22 protein-coding genes and 1 pseudogene are annotated in these 16,616 nt (G+C 58.5%); 9 read left to right on the forward strand and 14 right to left on the reverse strand.

Annotated elements, in window-relative coordinates:
- From BG841_RS17030 to BG841_RS05210, 4 genes and pseudogenes are all read right to left on the reverse strand, one after another.
- Positions 1-203, reverse strand: a pseudogene (locus BG841_RS17030) (hypothetical protein); the annotation flags it as partial.
- 132 nt (positions 204-335) lie between these two features.
- Positions 336-554, reverse strand: a complete 219-nt coding sequence (locus BG841_RS05200) for a VF530 family DNA-binding protein (protein WP_070056681.1) — start codon at positions 552-554, stop codon at positions 336-338.
- Positions 555-608: 54 nt separating this feature from the next.
- Positions 609-1,274, reverse strand: a complete 666-nt coding sequence (locus BG841_RS05205) for a hypothetical protein (protein ID WP_070056682.1) — start codon at positions 1,272-1,274, stop codon at positions 609-611.
- Positions 1,275-1,338: 64 nt separating this feature from the next.
- Positions 1,339-1,674: a hypothetical protein gene (locus BG841_RS05210; RefSeq protein WP_141737059.1), complete on the reverse strand. Its 336-nt coding sequence runs from the start codon at positions 1,672-1,674 to the stop codon at positions 1,339-1,341.
- Positions 1,675-1,864: 190 nt separating this feature from the next.
- Between BG841_RS05210 and BG841_RS05215 the strand changes: the two genes are divergently transcribed.
- On the forward strand, positions 1,865-2,326 hold the full coding sequence (locus BG841_RS05215; protein ID WP_083260182.1) for a RidA family protein: 462 nt from the start codon (positions 1,865-1,867) through the stop codon (positions 2,324-2,326).
- 95 nt (positions 2,327-2,421) lie between these two features.
- On the opposite strand, the gene BG841_RS05220 is transcribed toward BG841_RS05215, so the two are convergent.
- On the reverse strand, positions 2,422-3,318 hold the full coding sequence (locus tag BG841_RS05220) for a DMT family transporter (protein WP_070056684.1): 897 nt from the start codon (positions 3,316-3,318) through the stop codon (positions 2,422-2,424).
- A 107-nt stretch (positions 3,319-3,425) separates the two neighbouring features.
- Between BG841_RS05220 and BG841_RS05225 the strand changes: the two genes are divergently transcribed.
- On the forward strand, positions 3,426-4,208 hold the full coding sequence (locus tag BG841_RS05225; RefSeq protein ID WP_070056685.1) for an AraC family transcriptional regulator: 783 nt from the start codon (positions 3,426-3,428) through the stop codon (positions 4,206-4,208).
- An 86-nt stretch (positions 4,209-4,294) separates the two neighbouring features.
- Positions 4,295-4,537 carry an RNA recognition motif domain-containing protein gene (locus BG841_RS05230; protein WP_070056686.1) on the forward strand — a complete coding sequence of 81 codons (243 nt, stop codon included), beginning with the start codon at positions 4,295-4,297 and terminating at the stop codon, positions 4,535-4,537.
- A 26-nt stretch (positions 4,538-4,563) separates the two neighbouring features.
- Here the strand turns inward: BG841_RS05230 and BG841_RS05235 are convergent, their stop codons facing one another.
- Both BG841_RS05235 and BG841_RS05240 read right to left on the reverse strand, forming a co-directional pair.
- Positions 4,564-5,562 carry an LLM class flavin-dependent oxidoreductase gene (locus tag BG841_RS05235; RefSeq protein WP_070056687.1) on the reverse strand — a complete coding sequence of 333 codons (999 nt, stop codon included), beginning with the start codon at positions 5,560-5,562 and terminating at the stop codon, positions 4,564-4,566.
- A gap of 165 nt (positions 5,563-5,727) precedes the next feature.
- Positions 5,728-6,003, reverse strand: coding sequence for a hypothetical protein (locus BG841_RS05240; protein ID WP_070056688.1), 276 nt, complete (start codon positions 6,001-6,003; stop codon positions 5,728-5,730).
- A 133-nt stretch (positions 6,004-6,136) separates the two neighbouring features.
- On the opposite strand from BG841_RS05240, the gene BG841_RS05245 reads away from it, so the two are divergent.
- Together BG841_RS05245 and BG841_RS05250 are read left to right on the forward strand one after the other, a co-directional pair.
- Entirely contained in the window at positions 6,137-6,913 is a 777-nt protein-coding gene (locus BG841_RS05245; RefSeq protein WP_070056689.1) for a DUF1499 domain-containing protein, read from the forward strand.
- 102 nt (positions 6,914-7,015) lie between these two features.
- Positions 7,016-7,696 carry a dienelactone hydrolase family protein gene (locus BG841_RS05250; protein WP_070056690.1) on the forward strand — a complete coding sequence of 227 codons (681 nt, stop codon included), beginning with the start codon at positions 7,016-7,018 and terminating at the stop codon, positions 7,694-7,696.
- Positions 7,697-7,704: 8 nt separating this feature from the next.
- On the opposite strand, the gene BG841_RS05255 is transcribed toward BG841_RS05250, so the two are convergent.
- Positions 7,705-7,995, reverse strand: coding sequence for a YkgJ family cysteine cluster protein (locus tag BG841_RS05255; protein ID WP_141737139.1), 291 nt, complete (start codon positions 7,993-7,995; stop codon positions 7,705-7,707).
- A gap of 52 nt (positions 7,996-8,047) precedes the next feature.
- Complete coding sequence (locus BG841_RS05260; protein WP_070056692.1) at positions 8,048-8,884, reverse strand: sulfurtransferase; 837 nt, start codon at positions 8,882-8,884, stop codon at positions 8,048-8,050.
- An 89-nt stretch (positions 8,885-8,973) separates the two neighbouring features.
- Here BG841_RS05260 and BG841_RS05265 point away from each other — a divergent pair, with 89 nt between their 5' ends.
- On the forward strand, positions 8,974-9,447 hold the full coding sequence (locus BG841_RS05265) for a peroxiredoxin (protein WP_070056693.1): 474 nt from the start codon (positions 8,974-8,976) through the stop codon (positions 9,445-9,447).
- 88 nt (positions 9,448-9,535) lie between these two features.
- On the opposite strand, the gene BG841_RS05270 is transcribed toward BG841_RS05265, so the two are convergent.
- Positions 9,536-10,522: a diaminopimelate dehydrogenase gene (locus BG841_RS05270; protein ID WP_070056694.1), complete on the reverse strand. Its 987-nt coding sequence runs from the start codon at positions 10,520-10,522 to the stop codon at positions 9,536-9,538.
- A gap of 323 nt (positions 10,523-10,845) precedes the next feature.
- Between BG841_RS05270 and BG841_RS05275 the strand changes: the two genes are divergently transcribed.
- Complete coding sequence (locus tag BG841_RS05275) at positions 10,846-11,820, forward strand: malate dehydrogenase (protein ID WP_070056695.1); 975 nt, start codon at positions 10,846-10,848, stop codon at positions 11,818-11,820.
- Between the two features lie 147 nt (positions 11,821-11,967).
- Entirely contained in the window at positions 11,968-12,405 is a 438-nt protein-coding gene (locus BG841_RS05280; protein ID WP_070056696.1) for a YcgN family cysteine cluster protein, read from the forward strand.
- Here BG841_RS05280 and BG841_RS05285 read toward each other — a convergent pair.
- Together BG841_RS05285 and BG841_RS05290 are read right to left on the reverse strand one after the other, a co-directional pair.
- Positions 12,383-15,106 (reverse strand): cation-transporting P-type ATPase, encoded by a 2,724-nt coding sequence (locus BG841_RS05285; RefSeq protein WP_070056697.1) that lies wholly within the window; start codon positions 15,104-15,106, stop codon positions 12,383-12,385. The two genes, BG841_RS05280 and BG841_RS05285, sit on opposite strands and share 23 nt — an antisense overlap.
- A 16-nt stretch (positions 15,107-15,122) precedes the next feature.
- A complete protein-coding gene (locus BG841_RS05290) occupies positions 15,123-15,461 on the reverse strand; it encodes a hypothetical protein (protein ID WP_070056698.1) in 339 nt (112 codons plus the stop codon).
- A gap of 38 nt (positions 15,462-15,499) precedes the next feature.
- Here BG841_RS05290 and BG841_RS16700 point away from each other — a divergent pair, with 38 nt between their 5' ends.
- Positions 15,500-15,772 carry a hypothetical protein gene (locus tag BG841_RS16700; RefSeq protein ID WP_070056699.1) on the forward strand — a complete coding sequence of 91 codons (273 nt, stop codon included), beginning with the start codon at positions 15,500-15,502 and terminating at the stop codon, positions 15,770-15,772.
- A gap of 137 nt (positions 15,773-15,909) precedes the next feature.
- Here BG841_RS16700 and BG841_RS05300 read toward each other — a convergent pair whose 3' ends face one another.
- Together BG841_RS05300 and BG841_RS05305 are read right to left on the reverse strand one after the other, a co-directional pair.
- Positions 15,910-16,344, reverse strand: coding sequence for a potassium channel family protein (locus tag BG841_RS05300; RefSeq protein ID WP_070056700.1), 435 nt, complete (start codon positions 16,342-16,344; stop codon positions 15,910-15,912).
- 2 nt (positions 16,345-16,346) lie between these two features.
- Positions 16,347-16,598, reverse strand: a complete 252-nt coding sequence (locus BG841_RS05305; protein ID WP_198929155.1) for a DUF6868 family protein — start codon at positions 16,596-16,598, stop codon at positions 16,347-16,349.
- Between the last annotated feature and the right edge of the window lie 18 nt (positions 16,599-16,616).

Consider the following 16,616-nt stretch of genomic DNA (forward strand, 5'->3'; position numbering starts at 1 on the left):
TTGCCGTCCTGCCAGATCACCAGCTCCACCGGCTGCTCCAGCACCGCACCGGCGGCAATGGCGGGGTCGGTGCTGGCCAGCTGCAGACGGCCGTGACACAGCGCGGACAGCCGTTCGGTCAGGGTAAAACGGACCAGAGCAAACACATCGAGGGGAAGTTCACCGACACGGGCGGTGAACTGCAATCCGGTTGCCTTGCGCATATCTTCAGTCCTTGAAGGTATGGTTCTGTAGGTATTCGGCTAAAGAGTCTGTCGCAAAATAAGGGGTTAAGCAAACTCCTCCGGCGCCAAAGAGGCACCAGGTCTCATCGGATCAGCGCCTCCCCCCATACTTCAGAGAAACGTTGCCAGATACAGCCTCTCGACTTTCTCCCTGGCCCACGCCGTTCTGCGCAAAAACTTAAGGGACGATGTTACCGAAGGGTCGCTTTTGAAGCAGTTGATGTTGACCTGCCCGGCCAGCCGTTCCCAGCCATAGTGCTCCTTCAGTCGGATCACCACCATTTCCAGGGTAATTCCGTGCAGTGGGTTATTCGGTTGCTCGCCAGTCATACCTGATGATGCTCTCCTGAGTTTGCCTGTGATTTATTAATGCGTTTGAGGGTCCTAAATGGGCCAACTGGTTAGCCGCTCCCCGAACACCAGCAACAACAAGGGAACGGGAGAAATCGCCAGTGCCACCAACAGTACAAAACGAAGGGGGGAAAACAGATGGCTCATGCCGGCAGCCAACGCCAGCCCGCCGCCGCCACCGATCACCACGTTGCCGGGAAAATTGATGGCCACCAGCAACGCCAGATGGCGGTGCCGCAACAGCATGGGCACCAGCCGTCGCGGCGACTGCTGAATCATCCGCTGCAGTCGCTGGCGGCTGTCCAGCCCGTGTAACTTTTCCAGAAATGCCGCCGCCCGGAACAAATGCAGGTCGTGCAGAAACCGGGCGACCGCCGGCTCCGGAATATAGCGCCCGACTAAAAACCCCAAACTCAGGGATAACAAGGTGGCACCATACACCAGCGGCACGATTTTGGGACCGAAAATCATCATCAGCGCCAGTCCGATCTCTATGCCGGGCACGAACGGAATCGCCAGCAACACCACGTAGGCGGCCACCGACGTGAGAATGATGCGATGGAGCATGGCTTCGTTGGACGGCCGGATGTCAATATCCAGTCCTTCCACAAACCCTTGGGTCAGCAGATTACCGGCGACGATCAGCGCCACCAGAATAGCCAGTTTCAATAACCCGGTCAGCTTTTTGTTAACCGGCATAATCCTTCCCTGTCTGGCTACCGGAGGCTCAGGGCTGCCTGGCTGCAGTGACCGTATCCACCAGTCAGCCCTTGAACCAGAACTCTTTCTCGAACGTCCAGTACCAGCGCTTGTTGACCCAGGTATAAGTGCCTTCGATTTCGTCGCCGGTAACCGTTCCTCGCCAGACAATAACGGCGTCGGCGTTGAGACACGGCGCTTCTGCCATCATTTGAATGCGCTCGCCCTCAACTCGTACCCAGTATTTTGCCGGGGCATAACCACAGCGGCGCTCGCACTCTTCGGACACAAACAAACCGTCGCGAAACACCAGTCTGTCGTCTATGTCTGCGGGTTCCCCCTTTGGTCCCAACCGGCTCTGAAACGTCTTGCCATCCAGCACCATCCGTGAGGGCGGCACAGCCCCCTGAGACACACCTGTTTATATTTTAGCCAACCCCAGGTCGAATAGACAGGCGGCATGGCCGCTATAATTGACACCCCCAATCACCTTGAGTAGGGTGGCTGTTGCGTAAATTGCCTTGAAAAATAAAAACTTATAAAACCAGGACTAGCTTCAAATTGTCATGGACTGATTGGAGTAATACGCAATGATAAAAAATATAACCATGGCGGCCCTCCTCATGGTGGGTCTGTCGATCAGCACTGCTCTGCACGCCACGGAAGTCGAATACCTCAACTCAGGAAAAATTCTGCCCACGACCATGCCGTTCTCCGAGGCGGTCCGCGTCGGTGATGTCGTGTATTTATCCGGCCAGGTCGGCAATATTCCGGGCACTCTGGAACTGGCACCCGGCGGCATGAAAGCGGAGGCCAGGCAAGTGATGGAAAACATTAAAACCAGCCTGGAAGCCCATGGCCTGAGCATGAACAATGTCGTCAAGTGCCTGGCCATGCTGACCGACATGTCAGAGTGGTCGGATATGAACGAGATTTACCGCTCCTACTTCTCCGAAGGCCGCTACCCGGCGCGCAGCACGATTGGCGTTTCTGCACTGGCATTTGGTGCCCGCGCCGAAGTTGAATGCATCGCGGTCGTTGGCAACGATTAACCCATAACCGCGCGTTTATAACACCCGGCAATTTACTGCAGTGGCGACCCTTTGGGGTCGCCGTTTTTTGTATTGGCGAAACTCTACCCGCTCCGTCAAAGCGGAGCTTGCAGTCGAGCTGGCCCCCGCACCGGCCGGGTCCAGCGCTCGGACAACAGCACCCCAAACAGGGTCAGTCCGCCGCCGGCAAAATGGTGCATGCCCAGGGTCTCACTCAGCCAAAACGCAGCAATTATCGCGGTCAACACCGGTGTGAGATTGAAGAACACGGTGGTCCGGCTGGGCCCCAGGTGCTTGATGCCGGTCATCCACGCCAAGGGCGCGCCGATGGACGCAAACACACAGGCGTACAACACCAGCGGCAGATTATCACCGTTGAGACCTGCCTTGGGCGACAGCAGAAACATCGGAAACAACACCACCACAGCGACCAGAACCTGTGCGTACAGTAACTGCATAGCGGTCAGTGGGATCTGCCACCGCTTCAGCAAGGTGCTGTATACGGCGTACGCAAACACAGCCACCAGCATCATACCATCGCCGCCGTTAATGCCTTGCTGGGCAAGGGTACCCAGATCCCCTGAAGTGATGACGATCAATACCCCCACAAAGGAAAACACCGATCCGACCACCGCCCCCATGGTCAGCCGAAACCCCAGGGTCAGCATCGCCATAATCAATGACATAACCGGCATCAGCGCCAGTACAATGCCCATGTTGGTGGCGGATGTTTTCGGGGCCGCAAAATAGGCCAGACTCTGATACACCGCCATACCCAGCAGGCCCAACACAAAAATCTTGCCCAGATGTGCGTTAACCACCGGCCAGGCGCGCAATGTCGGGCGCAACAATACAGGCGTCAGCAGAGCCGCGGCGAACAGCCAACGATAAAACCCGATCTCCGCCGGAAAAATCACCCCCACGGTCAGTTTGTTGACCACGGTGTTGACCGCCCAAAACAACACTGCCAGTAGCGGAAACGCGTAATACATGAACACAGCCTCAAAAAATAAAAGAGAAACCAGCGCTGGTATTATCCTCTTGTCACTATCGAAGGCTATACTGATTTTCGGACAACATGGCGCTGGTTTAGGACAAGATGGATAAAAATTACATTGAAATTCCGACGCTCCGTGAGCTTCCCGCACGGGTGTATTTTCGCTACGACGAGTTTGGTGCTGATACCCATGCTGCCGCCCACCGTCACCGCTGGGGGCAGCTGAATTTTACCGCCCGTGGCGTGATGCAGCTGGAGATCGACGGCCGGCCGTTCATGTCGCCACCGAACTATGCGGTGTGGATTCCGCCCAACGCGTTACACAGCTGTTACAACCGGGAGTCGGTGGTCTACCGGTCGGTTTATATTGGCCTGGACGACTGTCGCGCGTTGCCGGAAAGTCCCTGTGCGGTGTCCATGAATAACGTGCTCAGAGCAATTTTGAACGATTTCGCCGAGCGCGATGTGACCACCCCTGTCAGTCAAGCGGACCTTAACCTCACGCAAGTGTTGCTGGACCAGTTACACCTGGCACCTCGGGAATCCGATTATCTGCCCTATGGCTCCGGTACTGCGGTCAACCTGGTTCTCGATCAACTGCGCACCAATCCCGGCGACACTCGTTCTCTGGCAGCCTGGGCAAAACAGGTGTTCGTGAGCGAACGCACACTGGCCCGTCATTTTAATCAAGAGCTGGGAATGAGTTTTGGCGAGTGGCGCCAACGATTGCGTTTTCTTGCCGCCATTGAGGCGCTTGAGCAGGGCCAGTCCATCAAAGCACTGGCATTTGACTTGGGCTACAGCAGCAGCTCCGCTTTTATAACCATGTTTCAGCGCCATGCGGGCTGCACACCGGAACAGTATCGTCGTCAGCAATACGTGTAGTCGTTTTTTTGTCTCACAAAACCGCTTGTTCTTGAGCGCCCATACTGGAACAATCGGTCCCTGGTTACCCGCTTATATGGCCTATCATGAAACTATTAGTTCGTAATCTCGCCCGTTCCACCACCGAGCAGGAAATCCGGGAGCTGTTTGCCGCCCATGGCACGGTCACTGAGTGCACCCTGGTGCTGGACAAAGTAACCGGCAAGTCCAAAGGCTTTGGCTTTGTGGAAATGCCGAATGTGAAAGAGGCCAAGCTGGCCCGGGCGCGGCTGCACGAAACCCGGGTGGCCACCAACCGGATCCGGGTCAAAGTCGCTCAGGATCAGTAACCGCCGGGCGCGGCCATTTGGCCCGGTCAGTCCTTCAGGGACGCCAATATTTCGAACGAACGCAACCGGTCCCGATGCTCGTACAGGTCGCAGGTGAAGATCAGCTCATCCGCACGGGTGTGCTGCATCAGGGTTTGCAACTGTTGTTTGACGGTGTCGCCGCTGCCGATCATCGCCAGCCCCAGAAAATCCCTGACGGCTTGCTCTTCATGGGGTTGCCAAAGCCCTTCCATAGTCTCCACCGGCGGCCGCATGGTCAGGCTCTGTCCGCGGATCAGCGCCAGGATGCGCTGATAGGTAGTGGTGGCCAGAAACTCCGCCTGTTCGTCAGTGTCCGCTGCCACCAGCGGCACCCCCAGCATCACGTAAGGCTCGTCCAACACCGCCGACGGACGGAACTGGCTGCGGTACAACTCGATCGCCTGCATCATGAAACGCGGCGCAAAATGGGACGCAAACGAATAAGGCAACCCCTTTTGAGCCGCCAGCTGCGCACTGAACAGGCTGGAGCCCAGCAGCCACAAGGGGACATTGCTGTCCACACCCGGCATGGCAATGATCTTCTGGCCCGGTTGGCGCGGCCCCAGCAAAGCTTGCAGCTCGGCGACGTCCGCGGGAAAATCGTCCACGCTGCCACTCAGGTTCTTACGCAGAGCCTGGGCGGTTAACGGGTCGGTGCCGGGCGCCCGCCCCAGACCCAGATCGATACGCCCGGGGTACAGCGCTTCGAGGGTACCGAACTGCTCGGCAATGACAATGGGGGCGTGGTTGGGCAGCATCACACCGCCGGCACCAACCCGAATGCGCTGAGTGCCCCCCGCCAGATACCCGATCACCACTGCGGTGGCGGAACTGACGATGGCGTCCATATTGTGATGCTCGGCGACCCAGTAGCGGGTGAAACCCAGCTGCTCCACGTGCTGGATCAGCTCCATAGAGCGCTGCAAGGCGTATGCCGGGCCTTGGTCTGTATCTCTTGTCGAGGCCAGATCCAGCACTGAAAATGCCACCTGCTCTAACTCCATTGCCAACAACCCCTTTACGTTTCTGCCGTACGATTCGAGCGTTCTGCGTGACGCTGACTGACCACGACCATAACACACTGCATCTGGCCGACCATCGTCGCAATTACGCTTACGGCACTGGCTGCGCAGGCGGCGCAGAGGATGTTCGTGGTGTAGGTGTGGGCATTAGCGTCGTTTCGCCCGCGCCTGGCGCATCGCTTTACGTTCCTGCTTGTTGGGCAGGTGTTCCCGTTTGTCCAGTACACTCTTCAGCTCCCGGTAGGCTTGTTGCCATACGGCGGTATCCTTGAAGCGGATCTTGCCGAAGGGTGCGGCTTTTTCGTCTGGCGGGAGTTCCGATGTTTCCGGGCATCTGAGCAACGCTTTACGCCGGTTCATCAATGTACCGGTGTGCATGGCCTCCAGTTCAGCCAGGGTTTTCGGTTCAACTTCGTATGACATTGACTCCTTGGGTCTCCTTATCGTGCAGGCTGACCAGCATAGCATTATGATTAGGCAAGTCACTCCGCCGCAACGAATCCAGGACTCCGCACTTTCGCGAATGGCGACAACCCCGAACACGAGGAGCACCGGCATGCCTCCAATCACACAACCAGCCTCGCGCCTGACGCGCCGGGCCAGACGCTGGACGGTATGGTGCGCCTGGCTGAGCGCACTCATGTTGTTGACTGCCACCCTGCTGTTGCTTGGTGCCGGGCCCGCGTACCGGCAAGGCTGGGTAGCCCTGGGTACCGCGTTCACGTTATTGCGCCAGGGTGCGCAGCTGGCCGCAGGAGCCGGTGTGCTCGGTGTGATTACCCTGCTCAGCGCGAGCTTCGGCCGCCACTGGCGTGTCGCGCTGGTCGGCGCGCTGGTCAGTCTGGCCGTGCTCGCAACACTCACCGTCCCCATGCAAATGAGCCAGCGCGCACAGAGCGTCCCGCCCATCCACGACATCAGCACCGACTTGACCAGCCCTCCCGTGTTCAGGGCTCTGGCCGCGGTGCGCGAGGCGGCACCCAATGAAGTAGACCACCCCGGCGCAGCAACCGCCCGCCAGCAGCAAATGGCCTACCCCCTGATCGGCCCCCTCGTTATCGATCAGGCCATGGGTCAGGTACTGAGCGTGGCAGAAGCCCTGGTGCGGGAGCGAGGCTGGGCGGTCGCTGCGGTAACCGCCGACACTATTGAAGCCACTGCAACCACGCCCTGGTTCGGTTTCAAAGACGACGTAGTGATCCGCCTGACACCAACGACTGAAGGTGTTCGGGTAGATATGCGTTCGGCCTCACGCCTCGGCAAGAGTGACCTGGGCACCAACGCGGCACGCATACACGCGTTTCTGACCGAACTGGACGGCCGAACGCACTGACCCTTACGAGAAAAAACCTATTAAACATATAGTTAACAGCACTGCCACCATAACAGTCAGTGCCAACCGTCACGGTTAATCAATCCTCAGGGAGGGAATGCAATGACAGGAAAAATGGTTGAGTTCGCCAGTAACGGCGTAACGAGCAAGGGGTACCTTGCCATCCCCGGGACCGGCAGTGGACCCGCAGTCATCGTGCTGCAGGAATGGTGGGGGCTGGTCGAACACATCAAGGAAGTCTGCGACCGGTTTGCCGAAGCAGGGTTTGTGGCCCTGGCGCCCGACCTTTACCATGGCAAAGCCGCATCCAGCCCGGATGAGGCAGGCCGGATGATGATGGCGCTGAACATCGATCGCACCGAACAGGATCTGCGTGGCGCCATCGACTACCTGCTCGGACTCGAGGCGTCCACCGGCAACAAGGTAGGTACGGTTGGATTCTGTATGGGCGGGCAGCTGTCACTCTATACCGCGTGTGCCAATGACAAGGTCGGCGCCTGCGTTAACTACTACGGGGTCCATCCCGATGTTCACCCGGATCTGGCTGCTCTGAACGCCCCGGTACTGGGCTTTTTTGCAGAAAACGATCGCTCCGTCCCGGTGGAAACGGCCCATAAGCTCGAGGCAGACCTGAAAACGGCCGGCAAAGACGTCGAAATGCACATCTACCCCGGCGCGGAACACGCGTTCTTCAACAACACCCGCAAAGAAGTGTACAACGAAGAGTACGCACAGGATTCCTGGAAGCGGATGACGGCATTCTTCAAGGCGAACCTGTCGTAACGCAGCCGTTATAGGTCATGGGCGGCGCGCTCGGCGAGACATTCGTAGCCGCCCATTTCAAATTCCCGGCAGATCAGCGGCCGTTGCTCGTAGATCGAGCAGGCCATGGTGTTACGATCCAATGCGGCACACCAGCCGTCGTCCGAGCGCGCCATGGTTCGGCCCCCCCACTGGTCGGTCTCAATAAACCGCTCCGGAACACCCGTATCGGTGATCAGCATCACTTCCAGGCGACAGCAGCAAGCCTCGCAACTCGCACAAGTTACGCTGGCCTCTGGCAGGGTCGCCGTTGCAATCATCATTCGTTTAGACACACCTTTTCTGTAAGGGACGGGCACCGGGTTGGCCGGCTTAGCCCAGGGGAAGTGCCGTATTGCTGCCCCAGTCTGCCCACGACCCATCGTAGAGCACGCAGTTGGTGCGACCGGCAATAACCGCCGCCATTAAAATAATGCAGGCGGTAATACCCGAGCCACAGGAAAAAACCGCCTGCTGGTGCTCCGCAGGCAGTGCCTGTGAAAATAGCGCCCTCAGTTGCGCCGGTTTCTTGAAGCGGTCCCCATCCAGCACCTGCGCAAATGGCATGTTCAGCGAGCCCGGGATATGCCCGCTGCGCACCCCGGCTCTTGGCTCTGGCGCCGTGCCGTTAAAACGCGCTGCCGAGCGTGCATCGACCACCCGTACCCGGTTGGCCGCCATCTTGTCCACAAGATACCCCGAGTCGCAAACCCTGTCGGCGTGAAACACGCCTTTGAGGTTGCCGGGCGTACACGGCTGTTGCGACAGACCGGAGACGGTTGCCCTGTTTTCGGCAAGCCATTGCGGTAAGCCACCATCCAACACGTAGCTGTTGGCGTGGCCCATGGTCTGAAAGATCCACCAGGCTCTCGGCGCCGAATAGACACCCTGATTGTCATAGATGATAACGGTGCTGTCTGTATTTATTCCCAGCCTCTGCGCTTCCGCGGTGAATTGTTCTTCGGTGGGAAACGCATGAATCATCGCGGACTGGCGGTCACACAATGCGTGTTCCAGATCCAGCTTTTTGCTGTTGGGAATAAAAACTGGCGGGTCATACACCAAGGGTTCCTTGCCAACAACACTTACCATGCTGGCGTCAAGAATCACAAGGTTGTCCTTGTTCAGGTTGCCGGCTAACCAGTCCGTTGTAACCAGGGGAAACTTCATCGCATGCTCCGATGACGGGGAGAGTCTGTTCGTTATATCCAATCTTTGAGTCTAGACTGTAGCCTACTCATTCAATATGGAAAACAGCGATGATCAAACAAGGCCAACCACTACCCGCCGCCAGCTTGAGCCAATTGACGAGCGACGGCATGGTGAACCATCAGACCAATGAATTGTTTGCTGATAAAAAGGCGATTGTGTTTGCGGTTCCCGGCGCATTTACGCCAACCTGTTCCCACGCCCATCTGCCAGGTTACGTCGTTCTGGCGGACCAGTTCAAGGCAAAAGGCATTGATATTATTGCCTGCGTATCGGTAAACGATGCGTTTGTCATGAATGCATGGGGCGAAGCGCAGAATGCTTCCGCCATCATGATGTTAGCGGATGGCGATGCCAGCTTTACCAAAGCGCTGGGGCTGGACATGGACACCGCCGGATTCGGTGGAGTTCGTTCAAAGCGATACGCGATGGTCGTTGACAACGGCATAGTCACCCAGCTCAATGTGGAAGCCCCGAAACAGTTCGAAGTCAGCAAAGCAGAGGCGGTGTTGGCGAGCTTATAACCTGACTTCCAGACCCGGGATCGGCCAGCAGCTCTGACCGAACCCGGGTGTATTCTTCATAGCGCGGGGCAAACGCTTGCCTCTTCGGTCAGAGCAATTCTTTCCGCAATTGCGCGGGCTCTTTGGGAGACAACAGACCCGGGGCAATATCAAATACCGTTTTTGCGCCGCGCTCCCCGGCACGGGCCAGTTTGTGGACCGCACGGGTGTAGGCAACCAGTACACTGGCGGTGAACTCGGGGTTACTGCCCAGCGCCAGCGAGTACTCGATGGTCTGCTTGCTTTGTGCTCCGGTTGCCCCACTGCGAATCACAAATCCGCCATGGGGCATGGCGCTGTGTTCGGCGTCGAAAGTCGCCTCATCGATGAAATGCACCCTGGTATCGAAGGGCTCAAAATAGTCCGGCATGGTCACGATGCTGGTGCGCACCGTGTCTGCATCGGCGCCGTCTTCCAACACGATATAACACTCGCGCACATGCTTTTCACGGGTGGTCAGTTCGGGCTGTTCACCGTTGCGCACCCGCTGGATCGCCTCTTCCGAGGGCAGTGTGTATTGAACGCCCTTTTTAACACCGGCCACACGGCGCACCGCATCCGAGTGGCCCTGGCTCAGGCCCTTACCCCAGAAAGTGTAGGTTTCTCCTTCCGGCAAAATGGTCTCGCCAAACAGGCGATTCAGGGAAAACAGACCGGGATCCCAACCCACCGACAAAAGCGCCACCTTTCCGGACTTTTGCGCCGACTCATCCAGCGCCGCATGGTATTCATTGACTCTGGAGTGGGTGTCAAAACTGTCGACGGTATTGAAAAACTGCGCCAGATAGGGCCCCTGCTCCGGCAAATCGGATTTCGAGCCGCCACACAGGATCATCACATCCACCTTGTCCTGGTGCTGTTCAATATCCGCCATGGCGTACACAGGCACCTTGTTGTCGAGCAGAGTCACGCTGCCCGGGTCGCGCCGGCTGAATACACCCACCAGCTGCATGTCCGGATTTTGTGCCAGCGCGGCTTCCACGCCCCGCCCCAAATTACCATAACCGGCAATTGCTACTCTGATCTGATCTGCCATGCTGCTTGACCCTGTCTCTGTCGATCGAATGTATTGCGATTCCCCCGCCCTCCGGCGCTCCCGGCGGCCTGATTCGGGGTGCTGAATTTTGGCACGTGTGACTGAGCATTACCAATGATCGGGCCGTGTCTTGCTGCCGGGAATTCATGACAGAACGGGTGCTGATGGCGGGGAACCACTGCTACTGGGGAGTGCCAGCAATTAATGATATGGTCTAAGTCCAAGCTGGTTTATCATACCTGAGTTGCATGCAAGGCCGGCTCAACCCTTTTGGCAACCCGGATGCCGGCTTCGCCTTCATAATGACAACCTAAGGAGCTACGATGAAAGACCCCGTGCGCATTACCATTACCGGCGCCGCCGGCCAAATCAGCTATTCCCTGGCGTTTCGCATCGCTGCGGGCGATATGCTCGGCAAAGATCAGCCGGTCATTCTCCAGCTGCTGGAAATCACCCCGGCCATGGAAGCGCTGAAGGGCGTGGTAATGGAACTGAAAGACTGCGCCTTCCCGCTACTGCAAGACATCGTAATCAGTGACGATGCCAATGTGGCCTTCAAGGATGCCGACTATGCGCTGCTGGTTGGTGCGCGTCCGCGCGGACCCGGCATGGAGCGCAAGGATCTGCTCGAGGCCAACGCCGCCATCTTCTCCGCCCAGGGTAAAGCCATTAACGACAACGCCAGCCCCGACATCAAGGTACTGGTGGTGGGCAACCCGGCCAACACCAACGCATTGATCGCTTCCTGCAACGCCCCCGATTTGGATCCGAAGCAGTTCACTGCAATGATGCGTCTGGACCACAACCGGGCCAAGTCTCAGCTGGCCGACAAGACCGGCAAGCACTCCACCGACGTGGAGTCCATGATCGTCTGGGGCAACCACAGCGCCACCCAATACCCGGATCTGGCCCACTGCAAGGTCGCCGGGCAGCCGGCCCTGGATCTGGTCGATCGTGAGTGGTACGAGAACGACTTTATCCCTACCGTGCAGCAACGCGGCGCGGCAGTGATCAAGGCGCGCGGGGCCTCTTCGGCGGCGTCAGCGGCATCGGCGGCCATCGATCACATGCGTGACTGGGCCCTGGGCAGCGATGGCATCGTGAGTATGGGTATCCCTGCCGATGGCAGCTACGGCGTGGAGCCGGGCATCATGTACTCCTACCCGGTCATCTGCAAAGGCGGCAAGTACGAGATCGTGCAAGACCTGGAAGTCAGCGATTTCAGCCGTGAGCGCATGAACGCCACCGAACAGGAACTGCGGGAAGAACGCGCGGCGGTGGAACACCTGCTGGGCTAAACAGTCCCGAGTGACGGGCGCCCCTCGGTGCCCGTCACCTCCCTCCTCGCATAGGTAAATGTCGTAAAAATCGGCGAAAAATAGACTAAATAGCGCGATTGTCGTCTAATAGCCCGCTTCCTTTTGCTACTGGAGGCGTAACAAGACGTGCGTGAAAATTTTTGGGAGCGCTATTCTTTGGGGGAGCTGAACGCCAAAGAGTGGGAAGCGCTCTGCGATGGTTGTGCGCAATGCTGTTTGATTCGTGAGGTCGATCAGAACGAAGTCACTGTCTATAACGTAGCCTGTGAGCTGCTGGATATCGAAAGCAGCCGGTGCCGCGACTACAAAAACCGCCTTAAAACGGTTCCCCACTGCCATCAACTGACACCCGCAAACATTGCCAAATACGACTGGCTGCCGGACACCTGCGCCTATCGCCGCATCCACCGGGGCGAGGCCCTCCCTGCCTGGCACCCACTGCTGGCCGGCACCCGTCAACGCATGCGTAAAAAAGGCATTACCGTGTGCCTGACCGCGGTGCCCGTCAACGAAGTACCGCGGCGAAAAATGCACCAGCACATCATTGAAACCTGGTCGATCTAGCTCGCTGTTTCAGTGGCACCGATAGCCGGATGCGCAGTTGCTTTTCGATTTCGATAACGGCAAACAGCGTCATGCCGATGCCGATGATCAGCGCGCCGTCCTGCAAGGCCACGGCCCGCGTGGTGAAGACCGCTTGCAGAGACGGCACATAGGTCACCGCGCACTGCCCGGCCGTGACCACCAGCACCGCCAGCCACACCGCCCTGGTGCCGCGAATAGCCTGCCAGGTTAACGAGGTGCCGTACATATTGCGGATAAAAAACAGGTGGAATATTTCCATCACCACCAGGGTATTCATCACCAGGGTACGCGCCAGCTCCTGCGCATATCCTTGCGCGAGCGCATAGGTATAAATCCCGAACACACCGCCCAGGAACAATGCGGTCACCAACACGATGTGCCACACCAGTGTGCCCGTCAGCAGCGGTTGATTGCGTGGGCGCGGTGGCCGGCGCATGGTGTTTTCCTCGGTCGGCTCGAACGCCAGAGCGATGCCCAGCGATACGGCAGTGATCATATTGACCCATAAAATCTGCACCGGCGTGATCGGCAGTGCCATGCCGAGCATCAGCGCTACGATAATGATCGCCGCTTCGCCTGCGTTCGTTGGCAGCGCCCAGCTGATCACCTTCTTGATGTTGTCATAAGCCGTGCGGCCCTTCCGCACGGCAACGGCAATCGACGCGAAGTTGTCATCCGCCAGCACCAGATCGGACGCTTCCTTGGCCGCCTCGCTGCCCTTTTGCCCCATTGCAATGCCCACGTCCGCGCGCTTGAGAGCCGGCGCGTCATTGACCCCATCCCCGGTCATCGCCACGGTCATACCCTGTGCCTGAATCGCCATCACCAGACGCAGTTTGTGTTCCGGGCTGGTGCGTGCAAAAACATCGGTGTCCAGTACCGCCCTACCCAGCGCGGCATCATCAAGCCCGTCCAAATCGGCACCGGTCAGCGCTCTGCCGGTGTTTTGCAAGCCAATCTGCGCCGCAATCGCCGCCGCAGTGGCGGCGTGGTCACCGGTGACCATTTTTACCCGAATGCCCGCTGCCTGACAGTGCGCCACTGCCGTTATCGCTTCCGGGCGCGGCGGATCAATCAACCCCACCAAGCCGAGAAAAACCAGCGTTCCGGTGACATCGTCCGACGCCAGCACGGCATGCTCAGGCGCAACTGGCAAGGCTGCCAGCGCAAGCACGCGCTGCCCCTGGCTCGCGATTGTCTCGGCCTGTTGCTGCCAGTAAGAATCGTCCAGCGGGCTGGTATTACCCGCCGTGGTGCGCTGCGCCGTGCACATGGACAATATTTGTTCGGGTGCGCCTTTGACGGCAATAAAAGCTTGCCTGTCGGGGCCATGATGCAAGCTGGCCATGTATTTACGCCTGGCATCGAAGGGAAGCACATCGATGCGCGGCCATTGCCTGCGGACGCCATCCGCATTGAGCCCCGCTTTTCCGGAAAGCGCCAGCAATGCCCCCTCCATCGGATCGCCTTCAACAATCCAGCCCTGGCCATCTTTTTTGAGCGCGGCATCGTTACACAGAGCTGCAACCCGGCCCAGCTCCGCCAGCTGCGGATGATTCGCCGGATCGATTACCTCCCCATTCGCCATGATGTCGCCCCGCGGCTGGTAACCGGTATCCGCAAGGTTGTAGCAGCGTGCGGCCAGGACCACCGACACAATGCTCATTTCATTGCGCGTGAGCGTACCGGTCTTGTCGGTACAAATGACCGCCACCGTACCCAGTGTTTCGATGGCCGGCAGGCGACGGATAATGGCGTTGCGTTGCGCCATCGTCTGCACGCCCACCGCCAAGGTAATGGTAAGCACCGCTGGCAGGCCTTCCGGGATTGCCGCCACGGACAGCGCCACCACCGCCATAAACAGCTCGGTCACCTCGCGATCCAATACCCACAGCCCAAAGGCGAAAATCAGCACGGCAATGGTGAGAACGACAAGGGTGAGCCACTTGGCGAAGCGGGCCATGCTCTCGACCAGCGGTGTGGTCAGGGATTTCACGTCGGCCAGCAGGCTGCTGATGCGCCCAATCTCAGTACGCATGCCCGTCGCCACCACCACTCCCACAGCCTGACCATGGGTGACGGTGGTGCCGCTGAAGGCCAGGCAGAATCGGTCGCCCAGGACCGCATCCGCTGCAACCGGATCGGGGTGCTTGTCCACCGCAACCGACTCACCCGTCAGAATGGCTTCCTGCACCTTCAAACCATGGGCCTTGAGCAGCCTAAGATCAGCGGGGACCTTGTCCCCGGCCTCCAGCAATACGATATCGCCGGGTACCAGTTGTTCGCCGGCAACGGTGTGGCGCTGCCCCTCGCGCATGACCGCCGCCCGTGGCGCCAGCATCCGGCGAAGGGCGCCAATCGCCTTTTCAGCCTTACCTTCCTGCACCAGACCGATGATGGCGTTGACCACCACCACCGCCAGAATCACGGCGGTATCCAGCCAATGCCCGAGCAAACCAGTCACACCGGCAGCCCCTAACAGCACGTAAATCAGAATATTGTGGAATTGGGCCAGGAAACGGCGCATTACACTGCGCCGGCGTGTGTCGGTGAGCCGGTTGGGCCCACAGGCAGCAAGCCGCTCCTGTGCCTCGCCGGCGCTCAGCCCGGCCGGCGTGGTCGCCAGTTCGGTCAACACCTGTTCAGGGAACAGCTCATGCCAGTTGTGACGGTTGCTCATGGGTGCGCCACCCGCACTACCACCGCTGAAGCTCACCGTTTTCGACCACATGCCCAGTCCTTACCAGGCTGGTCACCACGACCACCCCGTCTATGGGCACCTGGAAATACGTCGCCAAGGCCGTCGCCAGGCTGACTTGAAGCGTCGCCACATCCTCAGCAGACCACACATCCGGTAATAACAGCCGCGACAATACATCGTAAGAGCGGCCATAGCACTCCTCCGTACAGGCAACATTGATGGTCATCTGGTTGGCACTCTGGCCCGACAGCTGGCTCCAGAGTTGCACCGGGTCGTGATGCCGCGCGCGGCGATCAAAACACGCGCGTGACACGCTGCACACCGCTATCGGCATGACGCCCTCCCGGCCGGCTTTGATTCAGCAGTCATGGCATGGGTGGGGATGCTGCCAACATTCTCGCCGGCCTGAATGCTGCGGCCGAGGTCCTTGCCACCGGGTCCATGAATCATCCTGTCGCAGGGTGCGAGAGTGCAGAGAACAAAGGCTGCGTGCTGGTGGTGTTGCGTTACCTCTCCCGTTTTGTTTCGGTACTCGAGGACACGGACACCCGGGTTATCCAGCAACACCGTGTGCTTGTCACTATCCGTTGCCACTGGGCCCTGAGCGAGACAGGGGACCACCGCAACCAGAAAGGCAGGGGCTGACCTAGGAGGTTTCATGGGGAACTCCTGATTACCTGGCATCTGCTGGAGTATAGTGAACTCTGCTGCATCCAGCAGTGGCATGCGCCCAAATGGAGCCTGTGTGGTGGCGAACTCAACCGTCGCTCTGACCGCCGCTGCTAGGCCGGTCTTTCAGCCCCCCAGTGCCGCTGCATTTCGAAAAACAGGAAGGAGGCGCTCCAGGTGATCAGCACCAGACCGGTGAGCGACTCAATCCCGGTCAGGTAGCGGAGATTGCCGATGGGCTCGATATCGCCAAAGCCCAGCGTCGAGAACACGGTGAAAGAAAAATAGGCGCAATCCATCAGGTTACCATCAATACTCCCGCTCAGGTGCCCCCAGCCGTCCGCTGTGATCATAAAATAATACGCCAATGCGAATATCCAGACTTCCACAGCATGGGCAATCAGCGCTCCGAACACACCAAAAACGATCCGGTAGCGGTGATGTACTTTCATTCTGGGGATGTACAGCGTAAGACGATAAAGAAACTCGTAATGGAAGATGACGACAACCGCCACCACGAACGAATTGAGCACGAACACCGCGACCATTGCTAATGACCCATGATTTTCAGCGCCAGGTAGGGCGCCACCATAAACACCAGCGTCACGATCTTGTAATGCCCCAGATAACGAAAATACGCCGCCGGGAGTTGCGCCCGGTCAATGGCGAACAACCTGCTGTGAACGGCCGCCAGCGACTCCCTCATAAACACCACGGTGACAGTGGCCAGCAGCAGGTAGGCCAGATTGATCAAGGATGCCCAGCCCAGTACCTCGGTTAACTGTGGAAGCGTGATCATCATCTGTCCTTCTGCTCATTA

Source organism: Marinobacter sp. X15-166B, from assembly GCF_001752365.1.
Lineage (GTDB): Bacteria > Pseudomonadota > Gammaproteobacteria > Pseudomonadales > Oleiphilaceae > Marinobacter.